This window comes from Polaromonas sp. Polasp52 (genome assembly GCF_059491565.1).
Window position 1 is genome coordinate 4,305,049 of record NZ_CP168513.1, and the last position, 17,655, is coordinate 4,322,703.

General features: G+C 63.0%; 19 protein-coding genes and 1 tRNA gene. 10 read left to right on the plus strand and 10 right to left on the minus strand.

All coding sequences use genetic code 11. The annotated features are described in order from the left end of the window. The first annotated feature begins 166 nt into the window (after window positions 1-166). The 8 genes from infC (at window position 167) to ACEN9P_RS20240 (ending at window position 6,413) form a co-directional block, all read left to right on the plus strand. Entirely contained in the window at window positions 167-706 is a 540-nt protein-coding gene (gene infC, locus ACEN9P_RS20205; protein ID WP_495622203.1) for a translation initiation factor IF-3, read from the plus strand. Between the two features lie 261 nt (window positions 707-967). Continuing rightward, window positions 968-1,171 carry a 50S ribosomal protein L35 gene (gene rpmI / locus ACEN9P_RS20210; protein WP_007870723.1) on the plus strand — a complete coding sequence of 68 codons (204 nt, stop codon included), beginning with the start codon at window positions 968-970 and terminating at the stop codon, window positions 1,169-1,171. A 25-nt stretch (window positions 1,172-1,196) separates the two neighbouring features. Further along, complete coding sequence (rplT, locus tag ACEN9P_RS20215; RefSeq protein ID WP_007870727.1) at window positions 1,197-1,556, plus strand: 50S ribosomal protein L20; 360 nt, start codon at window positions 1,197-1,199, stop codon at window positions 1,554-1,556. 181 nt (window positions 1,557-1,737) lie between these two features. Next, on the plus strand, window positions 1,738-2,802 hold the full coding sequence (gene pheS / locus ACEN9P_RS20220; protein ID WP_413328439.1) for a phenylalanine--tRNA ligase subunit alpha: 1,065 nt from the start codon (window positions 1,738-1,740) through the stop codon (window positions 2,800-2,802). 31 nt (window positions 2,803-2,833) lie between these two features. After that, entirely contained in the window at window positions 2,834-5,260 is a 2,427-nt protein-coding gene (gene pheT, locus ACEN9P_RS20225) for a phenylalanine--tRNA ligase subunit beta (RefSeq protein WP_495620289.1), read from the plus strand. Between the two features lie 47 nt (window positions 5,261-5,307). Then, the gene (locus tag ACEN9P_RS20230) at window positions 5,308-5,634 is read left to right on the plus strand and encodes an integration host factor subunit alpha (protein ID WP_074575303.1); all 327 of its coding nucleotides are present in this window, start codon (window positions 5,308-5,310) and stop codon (window positions 5,632-5,634) included. A gap of 177 nt (window positions 5,635-5,811) precedes the next feature. Beyond that, window positions 5,812-6,300: a MerR family transcriptional regulator gene (locus ACEN9P_RS20235; RefSeq protein WP_074575302.1), complete on the plus strand. Its 489-nt coding sequence runs from the start codon at window positions 5,812-5,814 to the stop codon at window positions 6,298-6,300. 36 nt (window positions 6,301-6,336) lie between these two features. Continuing rightward, window positions 6,337-6,413, plus strand: a tRNA-Pro gene (locus ACEN9P_RS20240). Between the two features lie 60 nt (window positions 6,414-6,473). Here the strand turns inward: ACEN9P_RS20240 and ACEN9P_RS20245 are convergent. Both ACEN9P_RS20245 and ACEN9P_RS20250 read right to left on the minus strand, forming a co-directional pair. Then, window positions 6,474-7,196: an aspartate/glutamate racemase family protein gene (locus tag ACEN9P_RS20245; RefSeq protein WP_495620290.1), complete on the minus strand. Its 723-nt coding sequence runs from the start codon at window positions 7,194-7,196 to the stop codon at window positions 6,474-6,476. Between the two features lie 121 nt (window positions 7,197-7,317). Then, window positions 7,318-8,166: a LysR family transcriptional regulator gene (locus ACEN9P_RS20250; protein ID WP_495620291.1), complete on the minus strand. Its 849-nt coding sequence runs from the start codon at window positions 8,164-8,166 to the stop codon at window positions 7,318-7,320. Window positions 8,167-8,248: 82 nt separating this feature from the next. Here ACEN9P_RS20250 and ACEN9P_RS20255 point away from each other — a divergent pair, with 82 nt between their 5' ends. Both ACEN9P_RS20255 and ACEN9P_RS20260 read left to right on the plus strand, forming a co-directional pair. Continuing rightward, entirely contained in the window at window positions 8,249-8,950 is a 702-nt protein-coding gene (locus tag ACEN9P_RS20255) for an HAD-IA family hydrolase (protein WP_477701000.1), read from the plus strand. 19 nt (window positions 8,951-8,969) lie between these two features. Then, window positions 8,970-9,752: an aldolase gene (locus tag ACEN9P_RS20260; protein WP_495620292.1), complete on the plus strand. Its 783-nt coding sequence runs from the start codon at window positions 8,970-8,972 to the stop codon at window positions 9,750-9,752. Here the strand turns inward: ACEN9P_RS20260 and ACEN9P_RS20265 are convergent. The 8 genes from ACEN9P_RS20265 to gtdA all read right to left on the minus strand — a co-directional run bounded on the left by ACEN9P_RS20265 (window position 9,749) and on the right by gtdA (window position 17,638). Further along, window positions 9,749-10,729, minus strand: a complete 981-nt coding sequence (locus ACEN9P_RS20265) for a recombination-associated protein RdgC (protein ID WP_477663739.1) — start codon at window positions 10,727-10,729, stop codon at window positions 9,749-9,751. The genes ACEN9P_RS20260 and ACEN9P_RS20265 overlap by 4 nt on opposite strands. A 141-nt stretch (window positions 10,730-10,870) precedes the next feature. Continuing rightward, complete coding sequence (locus ACEN9P_RS20270; RefSeq protein WP_477663738.1) at window positions 10,871-11,425, minus strand: NUDIX hydrolase; 555 nt, start codon at window positions 11,423-11,425, stop codon at window positions 10,871-10,873. Window positions 11,426-11,492: 67 nt separating this feature from the next. Beyond that, complete coding sequence (locus ACEN9P_RS20275; RefSeq protein ID WP_495620293.1) at window positions 11,493-12,455, minus strand: MBL fold metallo-hydrolase; 963 nt, start codon at window positions 12,453-12,455, stop codon at window positions 11,493-11,495. 203 nt (window positions 12,456-12,658) lie between these two features. Next, on the minus strand, window positions 12,659-13,711 hold the full coding sequence (locus tag ACEN9P_RS20280; RefSeq protein ID WP_495620294.1) for a TRAP transporter substrate-binding protein: 1,053 nt from the start codon (window positions 13,709-13,711) through the stop codon (window positions 12,659-12,661). A 68-nt stretch (window positions 13,712-13,779) separates the two neighbouring features. Further along, the gene (locus ACEN9P_RS20285; RefSeq protein ID WP_495620295.1) at window positions 13,780-15,099 is read right to left on the minus strand and encodes a TRAP transporter large permease; all 1,320 of its coding nucleotides are present in this window, start codon (window positions 15,097-15,099) and stop codon (window positions 13,780-13,782) included. Next, window positions 15,096-15,605: a TRAP transporter small permease gene (locus ACEN9P_RS20290; protein ID WP_477662944.1), complete on the minus strand. Its 510-nt coding sequence runs from the start codon at window positions 15,603-15,605 to the stop codon at window positions 15,096-15,098. The genes ACEN9P_RS20285 and ACEN9P_RS20290 overlap by 4 nt, the downstream gene beginning before the upstream one ends. A gap of 246 nt (window positions 15,606-15,851) precedes the next feature. Next, a complete protein-coding gene (locus ACEN9P_RS20295) occupies window positions 15,852-16,547 on the minus strand; it encodes a fumarylacetoacetate hydrolase family protein (protein WP_495620296.1) in 696 nt (231 codons plus the stop codon). Further along, on the minus strand, window positions 16,544-17,638 hold the full coding sequence (gtdA, locus tag ACEN9P_RS20300; protein ID WP_477662946.1) for a gentisate 1,2-dioxygenase: 1,095 nt from the start codon (window positions 17,636-17,638) through the stop codon (window positions 16,544-16,546). Before gtdA ends, ACEN9P_RS20295 begins: the two co-directional genes overlap by 4 nt. Between the last annotated feature and the right edge of the window lie 17 nt (window positions 17,639-17,655).

Consider the following 17,655-nt stretch of genomic DNA (forward strand, 5'->3'; position numbering starts at 1 on the left):
CTGACAAACTCACCAGAGTTTGCTGGGATTGAGCTTCTCGTCCTTGTGGGACGGGCGCAAGCCGCTATAGCTTTTATAGCAAGAGTTAGAGGATAGAACCATCGCTACTGAATTTCGTGACCGCCGTCACCGTGAAGAACGCAAGCACCGCTTGAACCGTGAAATCATGGCCCCCGAAGTGCGTCTGACCGGGCCGGACAATGAGCCTTTAGGCATTGTCAGCATCGCGGAGGCCTTGCGCCTGGCAGGTGAAGCCGACGTTGACCTTGTTGAAATCTCCCCCACGGCGGTTCCGCCCGTGTGCAGGTTGATGGATTACGGCAAGTTCAAGTACGCCGAGCAGAAGAAGGCGGCGGAAGCGAAGTCCAAGCAAAAAGTGATCGAGATCAAGGAAGTTAAATTCCGGCCCGGCACTGACGATGGGGACTACAACATCAAATTGCGCAACATCAAGCGCTTTTTGGAAGAGGGCGACAAGTGCAAGATCACCTTGCGCTTTCGCGGCCGCGAAATCACGCACCAGGAACTGGGTTTGGCCCTGCTGGCGCGGATTCGCGACGAATTGGCGGATTTGATTGTGGTGGAGCAGTTCCCCAAGCTTGAAGGCCGGCAGATGGTCATGATGATCGCGCCGGGCCGCAAGAAGCCCGGCGGCAAGCCGGCTGCGGAAACTGCGGCAGCACCAGCGCCCTCGGCGACGGCCTGAGGGTAGCTAGAAGAAATACGGGTTTGCCGGATTGATCCGGCGGACCTTTGAGGGGATGCCGCAAGGCGTTTCCTGTGAGGGTGGGCGACAAGCCTGCTTTCCGAAAGCGGTGGGATCAAACCCGTCGCGACCAGCGGATGTTGCAAAACATCCGCCGGCAGTGGCAAGTGTCATCACTGGCCACTGACAAGTGGCTCGGGGCCATCAAGTCTGCGGAAGGTTCGCAGCGCCTCACGAGCACAAATGAAAAGGAGCATTTACATGCCCAAAATGAAGACCAAGAGCGGCGCGAAAAAGCGTTTCCGCGTTCGTCCGGGTGGTACCGTCAAGCGCGGCCAAGCCTTCAAACGTCACATCCTGACCAAGAAGACCACCAAAAACAAACGCCATCTGCGTGGTGCGGTGACTGTCCATGAGACCAATATGGGTCACATGGCACAGATGCTCCCAGGCCAGGGCATTTAATTAACGACGAACAAGGAGTACACACATGCCTCGCGTCAAACGTGGTGTAACGGCTCGCGCCCGCCACAAAAAAGTTTTAACCCTTGCAAAAGGTTTCCGCGGCCGCCGCGGCAATGTCTTCCGTATCGCCAAAGAAGCGGTAATGAAGGCCGGGCAATATGCCTACCGTGACCGCCGTACCAAGAAGCGCGTGTTCCGCCAGTTGTGGATCGCCCGTATCAATGCTGCAAGCCGTTCATTCGGCCTGACCTACAGCCAGTTCGCCAACGGCCTGAAGAAAGCCGGCATCGAGATCGACCGCAAGGTTCTGTCCGACATGGCCATCAATGACAGCGCTGCTTTCGGCGCCATCGTTGAACAGGTGAAAGCCAAGCTGGCCGCCTGATTTTCAGGCCAGGCAGTATTGACGCTATTCAATCACTGCCTACGCAAGAAAATAAGGGCTGGAGCTTGAAAAGGCTCTGGCCCTTTTTTATGGTTTTTTCCGCAGTGCTTCCTCCTAGCTGGCGTGATGGGAGTACTGCCGAAAGCGCCTTTGCCGTTTTGTATTTCGAACAAGAGAACGTATGACCCAACCTGATGCCCTCCAAGAACTGGTCAGCAGCGCCCAAGCCAGCTTTGCGCAGGCCAACACGCCCGCCGACCTGGAAAACGCCAAAGCGCAGTTCCTGGGCAAGACTGGCCGCGTTACCGAGTTGATGAAGGGCATGGCGGCCCTCAGCGTCGAAGAGAAAAAATCCCGCGGCGCGGCCATCAACCTGGCCAAGCAGGCCATTGAAGCCGCGCTGAACGCGCGCCGCCAGGCGCTGGCTGATGCCGAATTGCAAAAACAGCTCAAAGCCGAAGCGCTCGACGTGAGCCTGCCCGGCCGCCAGCGCGTGCAGGGCGGCCTGCATCCCGTGTCGCTGACGCTGGAGCGCATCGAAGGCATTTTTGGCTCCATGGGCTTCGACGTGGCCCAGGGCCCCGAGATCGAGACCGACTGGTTCAACTTCACCGCGCTCAACACGCCGGAAGACCATCCGGCACGGTCCATGCACGATACCTTTTATGTCGAAGGCGGCACCGAGGCCGCGCCCAACCTGCTGCGCACCCACACCAGCCCCATGCAGATCCGCTATGCGGTGCAGCATGTCAAGAAACACCGTGCCTTGATCGATGCCGGCGGCCGCATGCCCGAGATCCGCGTCATCGCGCCGGGCCGCACCTACCGCGTCGACAGCGATGCCACCCACTCGCCCATGTTCCACCAGTGCGAAGGCCTGTGGATAGGCGAGAACGTGAGCTTCAAGGACCTCAAATTCGTCTTCACCGATTTTTGCCGCACCTTCTTTGAAAGCGACGACCTGGTGCTGCGTTTTCGGCCCAGCTTTTTCCCCTTCACCGAGCCCAGCGCCGAGATCGACATCCAGTTCCAGACCGGCCCGCTCGCCGGCCGCTGGCTGGAAGTGGCCGGCTCCGGCCAGGTGCACCCGAACGTGGTGCGCAACATGGGCCTGGATCCCGAAAAATACATCGGCTTTGCCTTCGGCATGGGCCCGGACCGCCTGACCATGCTGCGCTATGGCGTCAACGACCTGCGCCTGTTCTTCGACGGCGATATCCGTTTTCTCTCGCAGTTCCAGTCATAAGCCACAAGAACAAGAACAACAAGGTCTCACCATGCAATTCCCAGAATCCTGGTTGCGCGAATTCTGCAACCCGCCGCTCAACACCCAGCAGCTCGCCGACACCCTCACCATGGCCGGCCTGGAGGTCGAAGAACTCAAGCCCGTGGCGCCGCCCTTCACCAAGATCGTCGTCGGTGAAATCAAGGAGGCCGTGCAGCATCCTGATGCCGACCGCCTGCGCGTCTGCCAGGTCGACGTGGGGCAGGGCAGCCTGCTCAACATTGTCTGCGGCGCGCCCAACGCCCGCGTCGGCATCAAGGTGCCCTGCGCCCTGGTCGGCGCCGAACTGCCGCCCGGCGAAGACGGCAAACCTTTCCTGATCAAGGTCGGCAAGCTGCGCGGCGTCGAGAGCCAGGGCATGCTGTGCTCGGCGCGCGAACTCAAGCTCTCCGAAGACCACGGCGGCCTGCTCGAACTGGCCGCCGATGCGCCGCTGGGCCAGGACATCCGCGAACACCTGCGGCTGGACGACACCCTGTTCACCCTCAAGCTCACGCCCAACCTCGCGCATTGCCTGAGCGTCTGGGGCGTCGCGCGCGAAGTCGCCGCGCTCACCGGCGCGCCGCTGCACACACCGTCCATCCCGGCCGTGGCCGCGGTCGATGCCACCAAAGTGCAGGTCAAGATCAGTGCCCCCGATCTCTGCGGCCGCTTTTCGGGCCGCGTGGTGCGCAACGTCAACACCAAAGCCGCCACGCCGCAATGGATGGTGGACCGCCTGGCGCGTTGCGGCCAGCGCAGCGTGACCGCGCTGGTCGATATCTCCAACTACGTGATGTTCGAGCTGGGCCGCCCCTCGCATATCTTTGACCTCGACAAGATCCACGGCGCGCTCGACGTCCGCTGGGGCAAGCCCGGCGAGACGCTCAAGCTGCTTAACGGCAATACCGTGACGGTCGACGAAAAGGTTGGCGTGATCGCCGATGATGCCCAGGTTGAGTCCCTGGCCGGCATCATGGGCGGGGACGCCACCGCGGTGTCCGACGACACGAAACATGTTTACGTCGAAGCCGCTTTCTGGTGGCCCAAGTCCATCGCCGGCCGTTCGCGCCGCTACAACTTCTCGACCGATGCAGGCCATCGTTTCGAGCGCGGCGTTGACCCCGGCCAGACCGTGGAGCACATCGAGCGCATCACCCAGCTGATCATCGACATCTGCGGCACGCCACAAACCGTGTGCGGCCCCATGGACGACCAGCAGGTCAATGTGCCCAAGGCGGCGCCCGTCACCCTGCGCGTGGCGCGTGCCGCCAAGGTGATCGGCATGCCGCTGACCCAGGCGCAGTGCCTGGACTCGCTCCAGCGCCTGGGCTTGCCGGTGACGCAAGGCGAGGGCATCCTCACGGTGACGCCGCCCAGCTACCGCTTTGACCTGCAAATCGAGGAAGACCTCATCGAAGAGGTGGTGCGCATGGTGGGCTACCAGCAGTTGCCCGACATGCCGCCGCTGGCGCCCATCACGGCGCGGCTGCGTCTTGAGGCCGAGCGCAGCCCCTTTGCCGTGCGCCGCGCGCTGGCTTCGCTGGGTTACCAGGAAACCATCAACTTCAGCTTTGTGGAAGAGCGCTGGGAGCACGAACTCGCCGGCAACGCTAACCCCATCAAGCTGCTCAACCCGATCGCCAGCCAGATGAGCGTCATGCGCTCTTCGCTGCTGGGCTCGCTGCTGCAGGTGCTCAAGTTCAACCTGGACCGTAAAGCCTCCCGTGTGAACGTGTTTGAGCTGGGCCGTGTTTTTCTGCGTGATGCGCAGGCCCAGAACACCGACACCAGCGTAGCCGGCTTCAACCAGCCCATGCGCGTGGCCGGCCTGGCCTACGGGCCGCGGGCTGCCCTGAATTGGAGCCAGTCCGACAAGGCGGTGGATTTCTTCGACGCCAAGGGCGATGTCGAGGCTTTGCTCGCACCGTTCCAGGCCGTCTTTGCGCCCGCCGCGCATCCCGCCATGCACCCCGGCCGCTGCGCCAGCGTGTCGGTGGGCGGCAAGGCCATAGGCTTTGTGGGCGAGCTGCATCCGCAGTGGCGCCAGGGCTATGACCTGGCCCAGGCGCCGTTGCTGTTCGAGCTCGAACTGGACGCGGTCCTGCAGCGCCCGGTGCCTGAGTTCAAGCCGGTCAGCAAACTGCAGCCCGTGGAGCGCGACATCGCCGTCATCGTGCCGGAGGGCGCCACGCACGCCGCACTCATGGCGGCCATCCACGGCGCGGCCACGCAAGGCCTGCTCAAGGACGCCACCTTGTTTGACGTCTACAGGCCGCAGCAGGCCAGCGCCAGCATGCAACTGGGTGAAAAAAGCCTGGCCGTGCGCTTGGTGCTTTCGAGCGACACCGCTACACTGACCGACGAGGAGATTGAGGCGGCCGTTCAGGCGGTTCTCGCGAATCTGCAAGGTCAACTCGGGGCGCGACTGCGTGCCTGAGGCTTCCACGAACCTTCCAAAATAAAAAACGCCAGGAGCACTGCCGCATGGAATTTTCTGTAGAAAGCCTGGAGACCCCGGCGCTGACCAAGGCGCACCTTGCCGAATTGCTGTTTGAGCAGATCGGGCTCAACAAACGCGAATCGAAAGACATGATCGACGCGTTTTTCGACCTGATTTCAGACAGCCTGGTGGACGGAAATGATGTAAAAATTTCCGGTTTTGGCAATTTCCAGATCCGTACCAAGGCGCCGCGCCCCGGCCGCAACCCCCGCACTGGCGAAGCCATCCCCATCCAGGCCCGCCGCGTGGTCACTTTCCACGCCAGCCACAAGCTCAAAGACCAGATCCAGGGCGAAAACCCGGCCGAATAAGCTGGGCCCGCGCTCCGGTAGCACAGACACCCGTCTTATTGCACCGCAGCGATGAGTTGGTAACTTCGTGTTACTTGTGTGACGGAGCAACAGATTTCAAAAAAGCCAAGCAACTCTTTGCGCTAACTTTCGACTTAGAGTAGATTTGGAGGTTTCCTCCTTAGCGCATTGATTTAATTGGAGAAAACTCTTCCACCCATTCCGGCGAAACGCTATTTCACTATCGGTGAAGTCAGCGATTTGTGCGGCGTCAAACCTCACGTGCTCCGTTATTGGGAGCAGGAGTTCACGCAGCTGCGCCCGATGAAAAGGCGCGGCAACCGGCGCTACTACCAGCACCATGAGGTGCTCATGATCCGGCGCATCCGCGACCTGCTCTACGACCAGGGCTTCACGATCAGCGGTGCGCGCAACAAGCTCCAGGAAATCGTCCAGATCGAACGCGACAAGCGCCGCAACGGGGAGGTCATGCTCGACGGTGTTGAAGTGCTTGAAGGCGGCGATTCGCTGCTCGAGGATTTTGAGGATTCCACCGATCACGCCGACTTTGAAGACAGCGAACCCGAGGGCGCCGACCTGCCCACAGGGGCTGCCGCGCAGCAAAGGTTGCTGCTGGTGCGCCGCGAGTTGTTCGAAATCCGTGATCTCCTGAGCAACAACCACTGAGAAGTGCTTTGCAGCAGGCTATAATCTAAGGCTTGTCGGTGTGTGGCGCAGCCTGGTAGCGCACTTGCATGGGGTGCAAGGGGTCGAAGGTTCGAATCCTTTCACACCGACCATTAAAACCAGCAGAGAGCCGGTTAGCGTTAGCTAACCGGCTTTTTTGTTTCTGCTTGCGATTACGCCGCGGCGACGGCGCCTTGCACCGCCCGGTGAAGCGCGGCCCGCGCCAGCAGGCGTGTCGAGTCCAGGGTCGGCAAGGGCGAGTTCGCGTCGCTCATGATCAGCGGAATCTCGGTGCAGCCCAGCACGACGGCATCGCAGCCAGCGCCTTTCATGCGCGACATGACTTGCTGGAAGCAGGTGATCGCCTCGGGTTTGAACACGCCGTATACCAGCTCATCCATGATGATGCGGTTGATCTCGTCGCGTTCGGCGTCGGTGGGCCGCAGGTAGTCCAGCCCGCGCGCGCGAAGTTTGTCAGGGTAGACCTCGCTGTCCACCAGCCAGCGGGTGCCGGTGATGCCCAGGCGCAAGAATCCGCGCTGCGCGGCCTCCGCGGCGACGACCTCGGCAATGTGCAGCCAGGGCAGGGGCGAGCGCGCTTTCACATGGGCAAAGGCCTGGTGAATCGTGTTGTCGGGGCAGACCAGGAAGTCGGCGCCCGCTGCCTTGAGCTTATGGGCCGAGGCCAGCATGATGTCGCCCACACCGCGCCAGTCATTTTGGTAAATGCAGGCCATGTAGTCGGAGAGCGAGGGCGTGTGCAGCGATACCTCGGGATGGGCATGCGGGCCCAGCAGCTTGGTGCCTTCGGTGCAGATGGTCTGGTAACAAAGCGCCGCGCCTTCCGCGGAGCAGCCGACGATGCCGATGTGTTGGGGTTTGGTGCTGGGGTTCATGGGCTTGGGTGGGTGTTGATGTGCGAAGGCCTGTTTGCTGGCGCCAGTTTGATCAGCTAGCGCCGCTGCTGCGTGTTTTCAATCCCCCGGAAAACCCTGAGCGCGCGGTTGCCTGTTTTGTTTATTTTCCGATGGAGTCGGCAAGAAATGCGACCAGCTGGCGTTGCGCAGTGTTCAGGGGCATGGGCGAAGAGACCAAGGCCAGCTCGGTGGCCGGCAACGGCGGGAACCCGTCCGCCTCGCCCAGCGCGCGATGCCCCGGCAGGACGGCCGTCGTCGGCAGCACACTGATGCCCAGGCCCGACGCGACGGCGGCCTGTATGCCGGTGAGGCTGTGGCTGCCAAATACCACGCGCCAGCGTTTGCCGATCTTGTCCAGCGCCCGGACGGCGCGCTGCCGGTAAACGCAGCCTTGCGGGAACACGGCCAGCTGCACTTCTTCGTTGTTGGGCATGGCAGTCTTTCCCGCGACCCACACGAGGGATTCGGGCCAGGATGCGATGCATTCCCCGCTGCCGGGTTCCCGCTTGACCAGCGCGATGTCGATCTCGCCCAAATGCAGCTTGTGGTGCAGGTCGGTGCTCATGCCGCTCACGGTGTCCAGTCGTGCGCCCGGGTTGAGGGCCAGGAAGTCCGACAGCATCGCCGACATGCGCTGCGCGTTGAAGTCCTCGGGCACGCCCACGCGCACCGGCGCCAGCACCGTGGGGGCTGACAGCATGTCTTCGGCCTCCTGGGCGATAGTAAGCAGGCGGCGCGCATAGGCCGCGAGGATCTCGCCATGCTCGGTGGGGTTGACGCGCTTGCCTGTCCTGTCACGCACCAGCAGGGCGCGGCCGACGTTGTCTTCCAGCTTGCTGATTTGCTGGCTCACGGTGGACTGGGTGCGGTGCACGCGCTCAGCGGCCCGCGTGAAGCTGCGCTCGTCGACGACGCAGACCAGGGTTTTGAGGAGTTCGAGATCCAGCATGGATTACTTATTTATAAATCAACTGATACTAAGATAGTAATTTAATTTGCAAATATCATGCTGGGATCGCATAGTTCCCGACATGACACTTGAAAACACACCCCGGCCGGACTGGCTCACTTTTGATTGCTATGGAACCCTGATCCAGTGGGACGAAGGCCTGCGAGCGGCAGTCGGGAAAATCCTGCGGTTCAAGGGCGCGCCCGATGTCGATCCCGCAAGCCTGATCTCGCTACACGACCGCTACGAGCACCAGCTTGAGCAGGAAAAGCCGCACCGTTCGTTCCGCGAGGTCTCCGGCCAGTCGCTGCGCATGGCACTCGAGGCGCTGGGCCTGCGCAGCGGCGCGGACGACGGCCGCATCCTGACGGACGGCATAGGCGCGATGCCGCCTTTTCCCGAGGTCGTCGCCACGCTGAAGCGGCTCAAGGCGCTTGGCTTCAGGCTCTGCATCGTTTCCAACACGGACGACGACATCATCGCCGGCAATGTGGCGCAACTGGGCGGGACCATAGATCGCGTCATCACGGCCCAGCAGGCCGGCGCCTACAAGCCGGCCCGGCGCTTGTTCGACTACGCCCATGCCGAACTCGGGGTCGGCAAGGACGACGTCGTGCACATCTGCGCGAGCCCGCACCTCGACCACGCGGCGGCGCGCGACATCGGGTTTCGATGCGTGTGGATAGACCGCGGCGTCAGGGCCCCCTTGCCGGACTATACGCCCGATGCAACACTGTCCACGCTGGACCAGGTGCCGGGCCTGTTGCAGAAGCTCGGCTGGTAAATACCAAGGAGATTTTCAGATGGCCCATACCCTTTCAGTGGCGGCGCCTGCGGCAAAGAGCCGGTGTCTGGACCTGTCTTCAGCCGCCGTCCGGCAAACCCGCATGGAGCTGGCCGCCTGCTTCCAGCTCGCGGCCAGGTTCGGCCTGGAAGAAGGTATCTGCAACCATTTCTCCGCGCTCGTGCCGGGCCATGAAGGCCTGTTCTTCGTGAACCCTTACGGTTATGCCTTCCGGGAAATCACCGCGTCGCGCCTGCTGGTCTGTGACTTTGACGGCAATGTGCTGGACGGCGAGGGCCAGCCCGAGGCGACCGCGTTTTTCATCCATGCGCGCCTGCACCGCCTGCAGCCGCGCGTGCGCGTCGCCTTTCATACCCACATGCCCAACGCCACGGCGCTCAGCATGCTGGAAGGCCCGCCGCTGCTGTGGCTGGGCCAGACCGCGCTGAAGTTCTACGGGCGCGTCGCGGTTGACGAGCACTACAACGGCCTGGCGCTCGACAACTCCGAGGGCGACCGCATCAGCGCCACGCTGGGCGACGCCGACGTGGTGTTTCTCAAGAACCACGGCGTGATCGTGACCGGTCCCACGGTGGCCGAAGCCTGGGATGACCTGTATTACCTGGAGCGCGCCGCCGAAGTCCAGCTCAAGGCCATGAGCACAGGGCGGCCGCTGCGCGGCATTCCGCATGAGGTGGCGCAGCGCGCCTACGAGCAGATGCGGGTGGGCGACCCCGCGAGTGCGCGGGCGCACCTGGACAGCATGCTGCGCCTCCTGGAGGAAGACGGCGTGCGGTTTTAGGCCGGCTCGGGCACCGGTTCGGCCGCCGTGGCCTGCCCGGGAGCGGCCTCGCCTTCGCCCAGTTCACCACCCAGCGCATCCAGCAGGTCGGGGATCAGCGAGGACAGCTCGCCGGTGATGATGGCCGCATCGGTGTCAAAACCGTCGTCGTCCTTGCCGCTTTCCTGCACACCGTCCAGCACCACGTCGAGCAGCTTGAGTTTTTTGAGCTGCGCGGTTTCGGTGAGCACAAAGGACACGCGCTCGTTCCAGGTCATGGCCAGCTGTGTGGGCAGCTTGCCGGCGGCGATGTGCTGGGCTACCTCGTCGATGTCCAGGGTGTGGCGCGAATAGCGCACCGTGGCTTTCTGGTCGTCGGGCGTCTTGAGTTCGCAGTCGCGGTCCACGGTGAAGTTGTAGGGCGCTTCGCGCGTCGACAGCCAGTGCGACATCGCGGCGGCGGCCGACATCTGCGTCTGTATGGGGCTGGCCTTGAGGCCGGGCAGGGCGCCGGGGATTTCGCTGAGCGCCTCCACCAGGTAGCTGATCACTTTGTCGGCGCCCGTGAGATTGCCGGAATCGACCACCAGGAATTTGTTCACCGGGTCTATCCACAGCGTGGTGGTGGATCGTTTGGTGAAGGCGCGCGGCAACAGGTCCAGCATGGCTTCCTGCTTGAACTCTTTTTTGATCTTGGCGCCCACGCGCTCGCGGCCGGTTTCTTCCTTGTACTTCTCAATGCGTTCGTCCACCGCGGCCTTGACGGCCGAGGAGGGCACGGGCCGGCGCTCGGTGCACAGCCGCGCGATCACCGAGCGGCCTACGCTCTCGAGCAGCACGGTGCTTTTGTTGCCGCGCGGCGGCACCCAGCCGCTGGACTCCGGCTCGGTCGCGCCGCAGGGCACAAAGCGGTGGGACTGGAAAATTTCTTCCAGTGCCTCCAGGGGCGGCAACACAAAATCATCGGCAATGCGGAAAAAGATCGCGGTATTGAACATGGATTCCGGGGAGGGTGTGGGAGACAGGGAAAAGAGCCTGGCCGCGGGGCCGGGTGAAAGCGAAGGCCTTGTGGGGGATTCGCGGGTATGCGGGAAATTCTACCGGGTCTGCCGGCACGGGCTTGCGCGCTCCGCCGGCGCTCAGGCGATGTCGGCGGTATGAACGCCAAAGGCGCCCTTGCGCCTGTCTTCAAAATAACGTTCCAGCGTTTCCTTGACCGTCTTGAAGGCGATTTCATCCCAGGGAATTTCGGCTTCGGTGAACAGCCGCGCCTCTATGGTTTCGTGGCCGGGATTGAACTCGGTGCTCAAAAGCCGCGCCCGGTAAAACAGATGGACCTGGCCGACGCGCACCACGTTCATCACGGTGAAAAGGCCCAGCATTTCAAACTGCGCCCCGGCCTCTTCATCGGTCTCGCGGGCCGCGCCCTCGGCGGTGGTTTCCCCCAGCTCCATAAAACCGGCGGGCAAGGTCCACTTGCCCCAGCGCGGTTCGATGTTGCGCTTGCAGAGCAGCACCTGCGCGCCGTCCTCGCCCCAGGTGGGCACGGTGCCGACCACATTCAGCGGGTTTTCATAGTGGACGGTATTGCAGGCCGGGCAGACCGCGCGCTCCTTGGTGTCGCCGTCATCCGGCAGCCTGTAGGCCACGGCGGTGCCGCAGACGCGGCAGTGTTTCAGGGGAAGGCGATGCATCAAATGAGTGTAGCGGCTTCGTGCCCGGCCCAAACCGCCCGGGCACGCGGCCGCCCTCAGGGCTCGCCTATTTGAGCGAGGAGTAGTTGAGCGGTACCCAGGCGTAGGACTTGCCGGCCACCTTGCGCACATGGCCCAGGCCTGGGAAGGCGATGTGGGCCGAGCCGACCAGGTAGCCGCCCTTGGCCGCTGCGGCATAGGCCAGGGCCCGCTCTTTGGCGGCCGGTGCGGAATCGCTGTCGAACTTGATGGTCACGCCGGGATCGTCGAACTGGACAGCCGCCACATGCATCAGGTCGCCCCACAGCACCAGCTTCTCGCCCTTGCTTTCCACCACATACACGCTGTGGCCGGCCGTGTGGCCGTGGGTGGGTTGCGCGCTGATGCCGGGCACGAGCTCGGTGCGGCCCTCGAAAGTCTTGAGCTTGCCGGCCGCCGCGTAGGGCTTGATGGAGGCCATTGCGCCCTGGAAGAAGCCCTGCGACTCCTTGGGCGCCGCGTTCATCTTGGCTTCGTCGAGCCAGAAGTCGGCGTCGGCCTTGTCCACGCGCACGATGGCGTTGGGAAAGGCGACAGCGCCCCCAGCCGCCAGGCCGCCCACATGGTCGGGGTGCATATGGGTGATGTAGATTTCGTCGACTTGCTCGGGCTGGTAGCCGGCCGCCTTGAGGTTGGCCTGCAGGCTGCCCAGCGTGGGGCCGAAGAGGCCCGCGGCACCGGTGTCTATCAACACCAGCTTGCTGCCGGTGTTGATGAGGTAGGCATTGACCGAGGTTTCCACCTTGTCGTCCAGGAAGGCGCGTTTCAGGGCCGCATCGACCTTGGCCGGCGTGGTGCGGGTCAGCAGGTCCTTGACGGGCAGCTTGACAGTGCCGTCGGACAGCGCGGTGACTTCAAAGTCGCCGAGCATGACGCGGTAGTAGCCCGGGGCCTGGGTCTTGACCATGGGACCGGCGGCAATGGCGCTGAGCGCGGCGCCGGCCAGCAGGACGCTGAGGGCGAGATGCTTGAAAGTGAAAGGACGTGGCATGAAATTCCCCTTGAGTTGTTGCTGTGTTGTGGATGTTGTCGAAACGCGTGTGAATGTAGGGGCTGGGCGGATTTTTCGCCCGCTGTTTTCGGCAATCCCCTGCTCGCGGATGGGCGACTCGGTGGACCGGGCGCTCAAGGCCATAAAAAAAACCGGGCTCTTGTCCCGGTTTTTGTGGGTGTGCGCCTAAACGCCGACGGGGCTCAGGCCTTGGTCGTCTTGGTATGCTTTTCGATGAGGCTGCGCGCCGTGTCGAGCAGCTTCTTGCCGTCGAAGCCCTTTTTGTTCATGTCTTCCACCCACTCGACTTCCACCGTGCGCGACTTGCGGCGGAAGTCCTGGGCTTCGGCGGCGCTCACGGTGTAAATCGTGTTGCCGCGGTCGCTGGCGGTCTTGCGGCCGGGCACGTCGTTGCCCTGCTGCACCTTGCCCAGCCAGGCCGAGGTGGCCATGCCGGAATTGTTGTCGATGACCTTTTTAAGGTCGGGTGCCAGCGAGTTGTACTTCGCCTTGTTCATCGCCATCACAAAGGTGGTGGTGTAGAGGCTGCCGCCGGCGGGATCGAACTCGGCATGGAACTTGGTGAGTTCGTTGACCTTGACCGAAGGCACGACCTCCCAGGGAATCACGCAGCCGTTGATGGTGCCCTTGCTCAGCGCATCGGGAATCTGCGGCAGCGGCATGCCGACCGGCGTGGCGCCCAGCACGCCCATGAGTTTGGTCACCTGGCGGGTTGGTGCGCGCAGCTTGAGGCCGCGCATGTCGGCGATCGATTTGACGGGCTTGTCCACCGTGTGGATCACGCCGGGGCCGTGCACCTGCAGCGCCAGCACCTGGGTGTCCTTGAACTCGTCGGGTGCGACGGTCTGCACGTATTCCCAATAGGCCTTGGAGGTGGCTTCGGCATTGGACATGATGAAAGGCAGCTCAAACACCTCGATGCGCGGAAAGCGCCCGGCGGTGTTGCCAGGCAAGGTCCAGACCACGTCGACCACGCCGTCCTTGACCTGGTCATAGAGCTGCACGGGCGTGCCGCCCAGCTGCATGGCCGGGTAGCCTTCAAATTTGATGCGGCCGCCCGATTCCTTTTCGACTTTTTCCATCCAGGGCTTGTGCATGGCCAGCCAGACATTGGAGGAGGGCGACATGAAGGTGTGGAACTTCAGGGTCACGGCCTGCTGGGCCAGGCTGGAGAGGGCTGGTGTGCCCAGGGCCGCGGCGGCGCCGGTTTTAAGAAGGGTTCGTCTTTGAATCATGGCGTGTCTCCTGTGGGCAATGGGAATAACTTAAGGCAAGCGAGCAGGTTTGAGAAGCGGTGAAAGCCCTAGCCGATGTATTTCACCAGCCACAGCGATATGCTGGGGAACAGCAGCAGCACCGTGGTGCGTATCGTGTCGCTGATGAGGAAGGGCATGACACCCTTGTAGCTTTCGCTGATGGGCACGTCTTTCGCCAGCCCGTTGACCACATAGACGTTCAGCCCCACCGGTGGCGCCAGCATGCCGAAGCCCACCGTCATCAGCACCATGATGCCGAACCAGATCGCGGTGGATTCCTTGGCCATGCCGAAGTCCAGGCCCATGACCATGGGGAAAAAGATCGGTATGGTCAGCAGCAGCATGGACAGCTCGTCCATCACCGCGCCCAGCACCACGTAAAACAGCAGGATGGCCGTGACGACCATCAGGGGCGACAGGCCCCAGCCGCCGACCACGCCGGCGAGCTGGTTGGGCACCTGGGTCAAAGCCAGGGCGGAGTTCATCAGGTCGGCGCCTATGAAGATCAGGAAAATCATGGCCGAGCTTTCCGCGGTGGCATAAAAACACAGCTTGAACTTGGCCCAGGTGATCTCGCGCTTGAGCAGGGCGGCCACAAAGGTGGCTGCCGCGCCCACGGCCGCGCCTTCGGTGGGCGTGAACCAGCCGCCATAGATGCCGCCGAAGACGATCATGAAGATGATGGCGATGGGCAGTATGCCCAGCAGGGAGGCCAGCGTCAGCGGTGGCCTGTCGTTGTCTACTTCGGGTGCTTGCCCCGGAACCATTCGCACATAGATGGCAATGGCCACCATGTAGCCGAACATCGCGATGATGCCCGGCACCATGGCCGCGGCAAACAGCTTGGCAATGTTCTGTTCGGTGAGGATGGCGTAAATCACCAGCGGAACGGACGGCGGGATCAAAATGCCCAGGGTGCCGCCGGCCGCCAGCGTGCCCGTGGACAGCCGGCCCGAATAACCGTGGCGCTTCATCTCGGGCAGGGCCACACCGGTGATGGTGGCGGCCGTGGCGACCGAAGACCCGCAGATGGCGCCGAAGGCAGCGCACGCGAGGATGGAGGCCATGGCCAGCCCACCCTTGAAGCGGCCCATCACACCGGCCGCGAAGCTGAACAGCGCGCGGCTGATGCCGCCCTGCGTCGCGAAATGCCCCATCAGGATGAAGAGCGGGATCACCGACAGGTCATAGCTGGCAAAACGCGCGAAGGCCTGGGAGTTGAGGAAACTGGAAAACGGGCCCCAGCCGGTTTGCATCACGTAGCCAATGGCGCCCGCGGCGAACATGGCGACCGCAATGGGCACACGGATGGCCATGAAGACCAGCATGATGCCGAATATGACCAGGGCAAGCGTGATGGAGCTCATATGTGCGCCTCCAGCTCGTCCAGCGCGTCGTGTGCTTCATGGGGGGCGCCGAAGCCGAAAACGGCCTGGTAAAAACCGATCACGCAGGTCAGAACGAAGGGCGGAACCATGGCGGCGTACACCGTCCACTCTGGAAAGCCCAGGATCTGGGTTTCCGAATGTGTCGTGTAGGAGTTGAGGCCCCCCAGCACCGTGCGCCAGGCCAGCAGGCCGAAGAGGATGCCCAGCAGCGCCGCGCCGAAACGGTCCAGCCTGTCGTTGGACGTCTGGCTGAGTTTGGCCGTGAAAAAGTCCACGATGATGTTGCCGCGCTGGATCTGGCAAAACGGCATGAAAAGCGCGATGGCCGCGCCGGTCACCACGCCGGTGAGCTCGAAGTCGCCGACCAGTGTGGCGCCCAGCAGGTTGCGGCCTATCAGGCTGGCACAGGTCATCAAGGTGATGGCCGTGAGCAGCACGCCGGCCAGCACGGCGCAGAGTTTTGCGAGGAACTGCAGGATTTTCAAGAAGGGTCTCCGAAAAGCAGGACAGGATCTCGGGAACGTCCCCGGACCGCATGGGCCGATTATCAGAATTGCGGCGTCATCCGGGCAGGCGGCTTACCCGAAGAGGCCGGGGTATTTGCGCGGTGATTACAACAGATGCGCGTTCATCGCGCAAACCGCCCGCCATGAAAAACGGCCGCGCGAGGCGGCCGTTCATGCTTGTCGCCGCAGCCTGTGGTGTGGGCGCGGACATGGGTAAAAGCGCGCTTATGCGACCTTGATGGTCAGCGTGCCCAGGCCGGCCACGCTGCCGACCATGGTGTCGCCGGAGACCACCGCCGCCACGCCTTCGGGCGTGCCGGTGTAAATCAGATCGCCGGGCTGCAGCTCCCAGGCGGTCGACAGGTGCTCAATGGTTTCGGCGATGTTCCAGATCAGCTTGGACACATTGCTGCGCTGGCGGTCCGTGCCGTTGACCTGGATGTACAGCTCGGCATGATTCACGTCGCCGGCCTGGGCCGCGGGCGTGATCGGGCCTATGGGCGCGGAGTGGTCGTAGGCCTTGCCTATGCACCAGGGACGGCCCTGTTTTTTCATCTCGCCCTGCAGGTCGCGGCGCGTCATGTCCAGGCCCACGGCGTAGCCGTAGATGTGTTTGTGCGCATCGGCGGCCTTGATGTTTTTGCCGCCCGTGCCTATGGCCACGACCAGCTCGATCTCATGGTGCAGATTTTTGGTCAGGCTCGGGTAGGGGATGGTGCCGGTGCCGCCGGCGTCCACCGCGACGATGGCGTCGGCCGGTTTCAGGAAGAAGAAGGGCGGCTCGCGGCCGGTAAAGCCCATTTCCTTGGCGTGCTCTTCGTAGTTGCGGCCCACGCAGTAAATGCGGTGCACGGGAAACCGCTCTTTGCTGCCGACGACGGGGATGGACACCGTGGCCGGTGGGGTGATGACAAAACTCATGACAACCTTTCTTCTCTGTGTATGCCCAGGGCCTGGTGCACCGGGCGGTCTGAAAAACTGAACAGCACACAAGATTGCGCCGAACGCAATTGCGCAGTGTGCCACGACGGAATCACAAAATGGTCGCGCGGGCCGAATTCAAAGGTCCGGGTTTCGCCGCCCTGCGTGATGTCGACCGAGCCCGAGCCCTCGACCACGCTGAACACGGCGCCGTCGGTCTGGCGCCAGGGCTTGCCGGCAAAGCCGGCGGGCAGGCGTTGCATGAAGGTCGCCATGGTGGGCATGGGCGAGCCGCCCGTGGCGGGGTTCACATAACGCAGCTTGACGCCGTCCCAGGCGTCGATGTCGCCATGGGTTTCCAGCTGGTGCAGGGTGTCGCGCGTGCGCTCGTAGGGATAGCTGAAGATGGGCGAGGTCTGGCCGAAGGGCGCGTCGTAGCGTACCGGCAGCATGTTGGCGCCGTAGCGGTGGCTGCTGATGCCCAGGGGCTTGGTGACTTCCTGCTGTTTGGCGCCGCCGTTCTCGGCAAAACCCGCGTCGAAAAAGCGCAGCATGGGAATGTCCAGGCCGTCCAGCCAGACCACCGCTGCGTCGGATTCGACGCGGCCTTCATGGCCGTGGTCGTGCCAGGTCCAACTGGGGGTGATGATGAAATCGCCGGGTTTCATCAGCGTGCGCTCGCCGTCGACGGCGGTGAAAGCACCGTGGCCTTCGACGACAAAACGCAGCGCGCTTTGCGTGTGGCGGTGGCTGGGTGCGATTTCACCGGGCAGGATGACCTGCAGGCCGGCGTAGAGCGACTGCGTGATGCAGGATTGCCCGCGCAGGCCGGGGTTTTCCAGGATCAGCACGCGGCGCACCGCTTCTTCGGCGGTGATCAGTTCGCCGGACTGCATCAGGAAGGGACGCACGTCGGCATATTTCCACAGCGCCGGCCGGCAGGGCGTGTTCGGCGACTGCGGCACCAGCGCATGCAGCACTTCCCAGAGCGGCGTCATGCTGTGCGCCGAAATGGCCTCATAAAAAGCCTTGCGCGCGGCGCCGCCCGGCACTGCGCTCTGGCCGTGGGCGGGAGGGGGCATCATGTCCATGATGGTGTCCTTCTTTG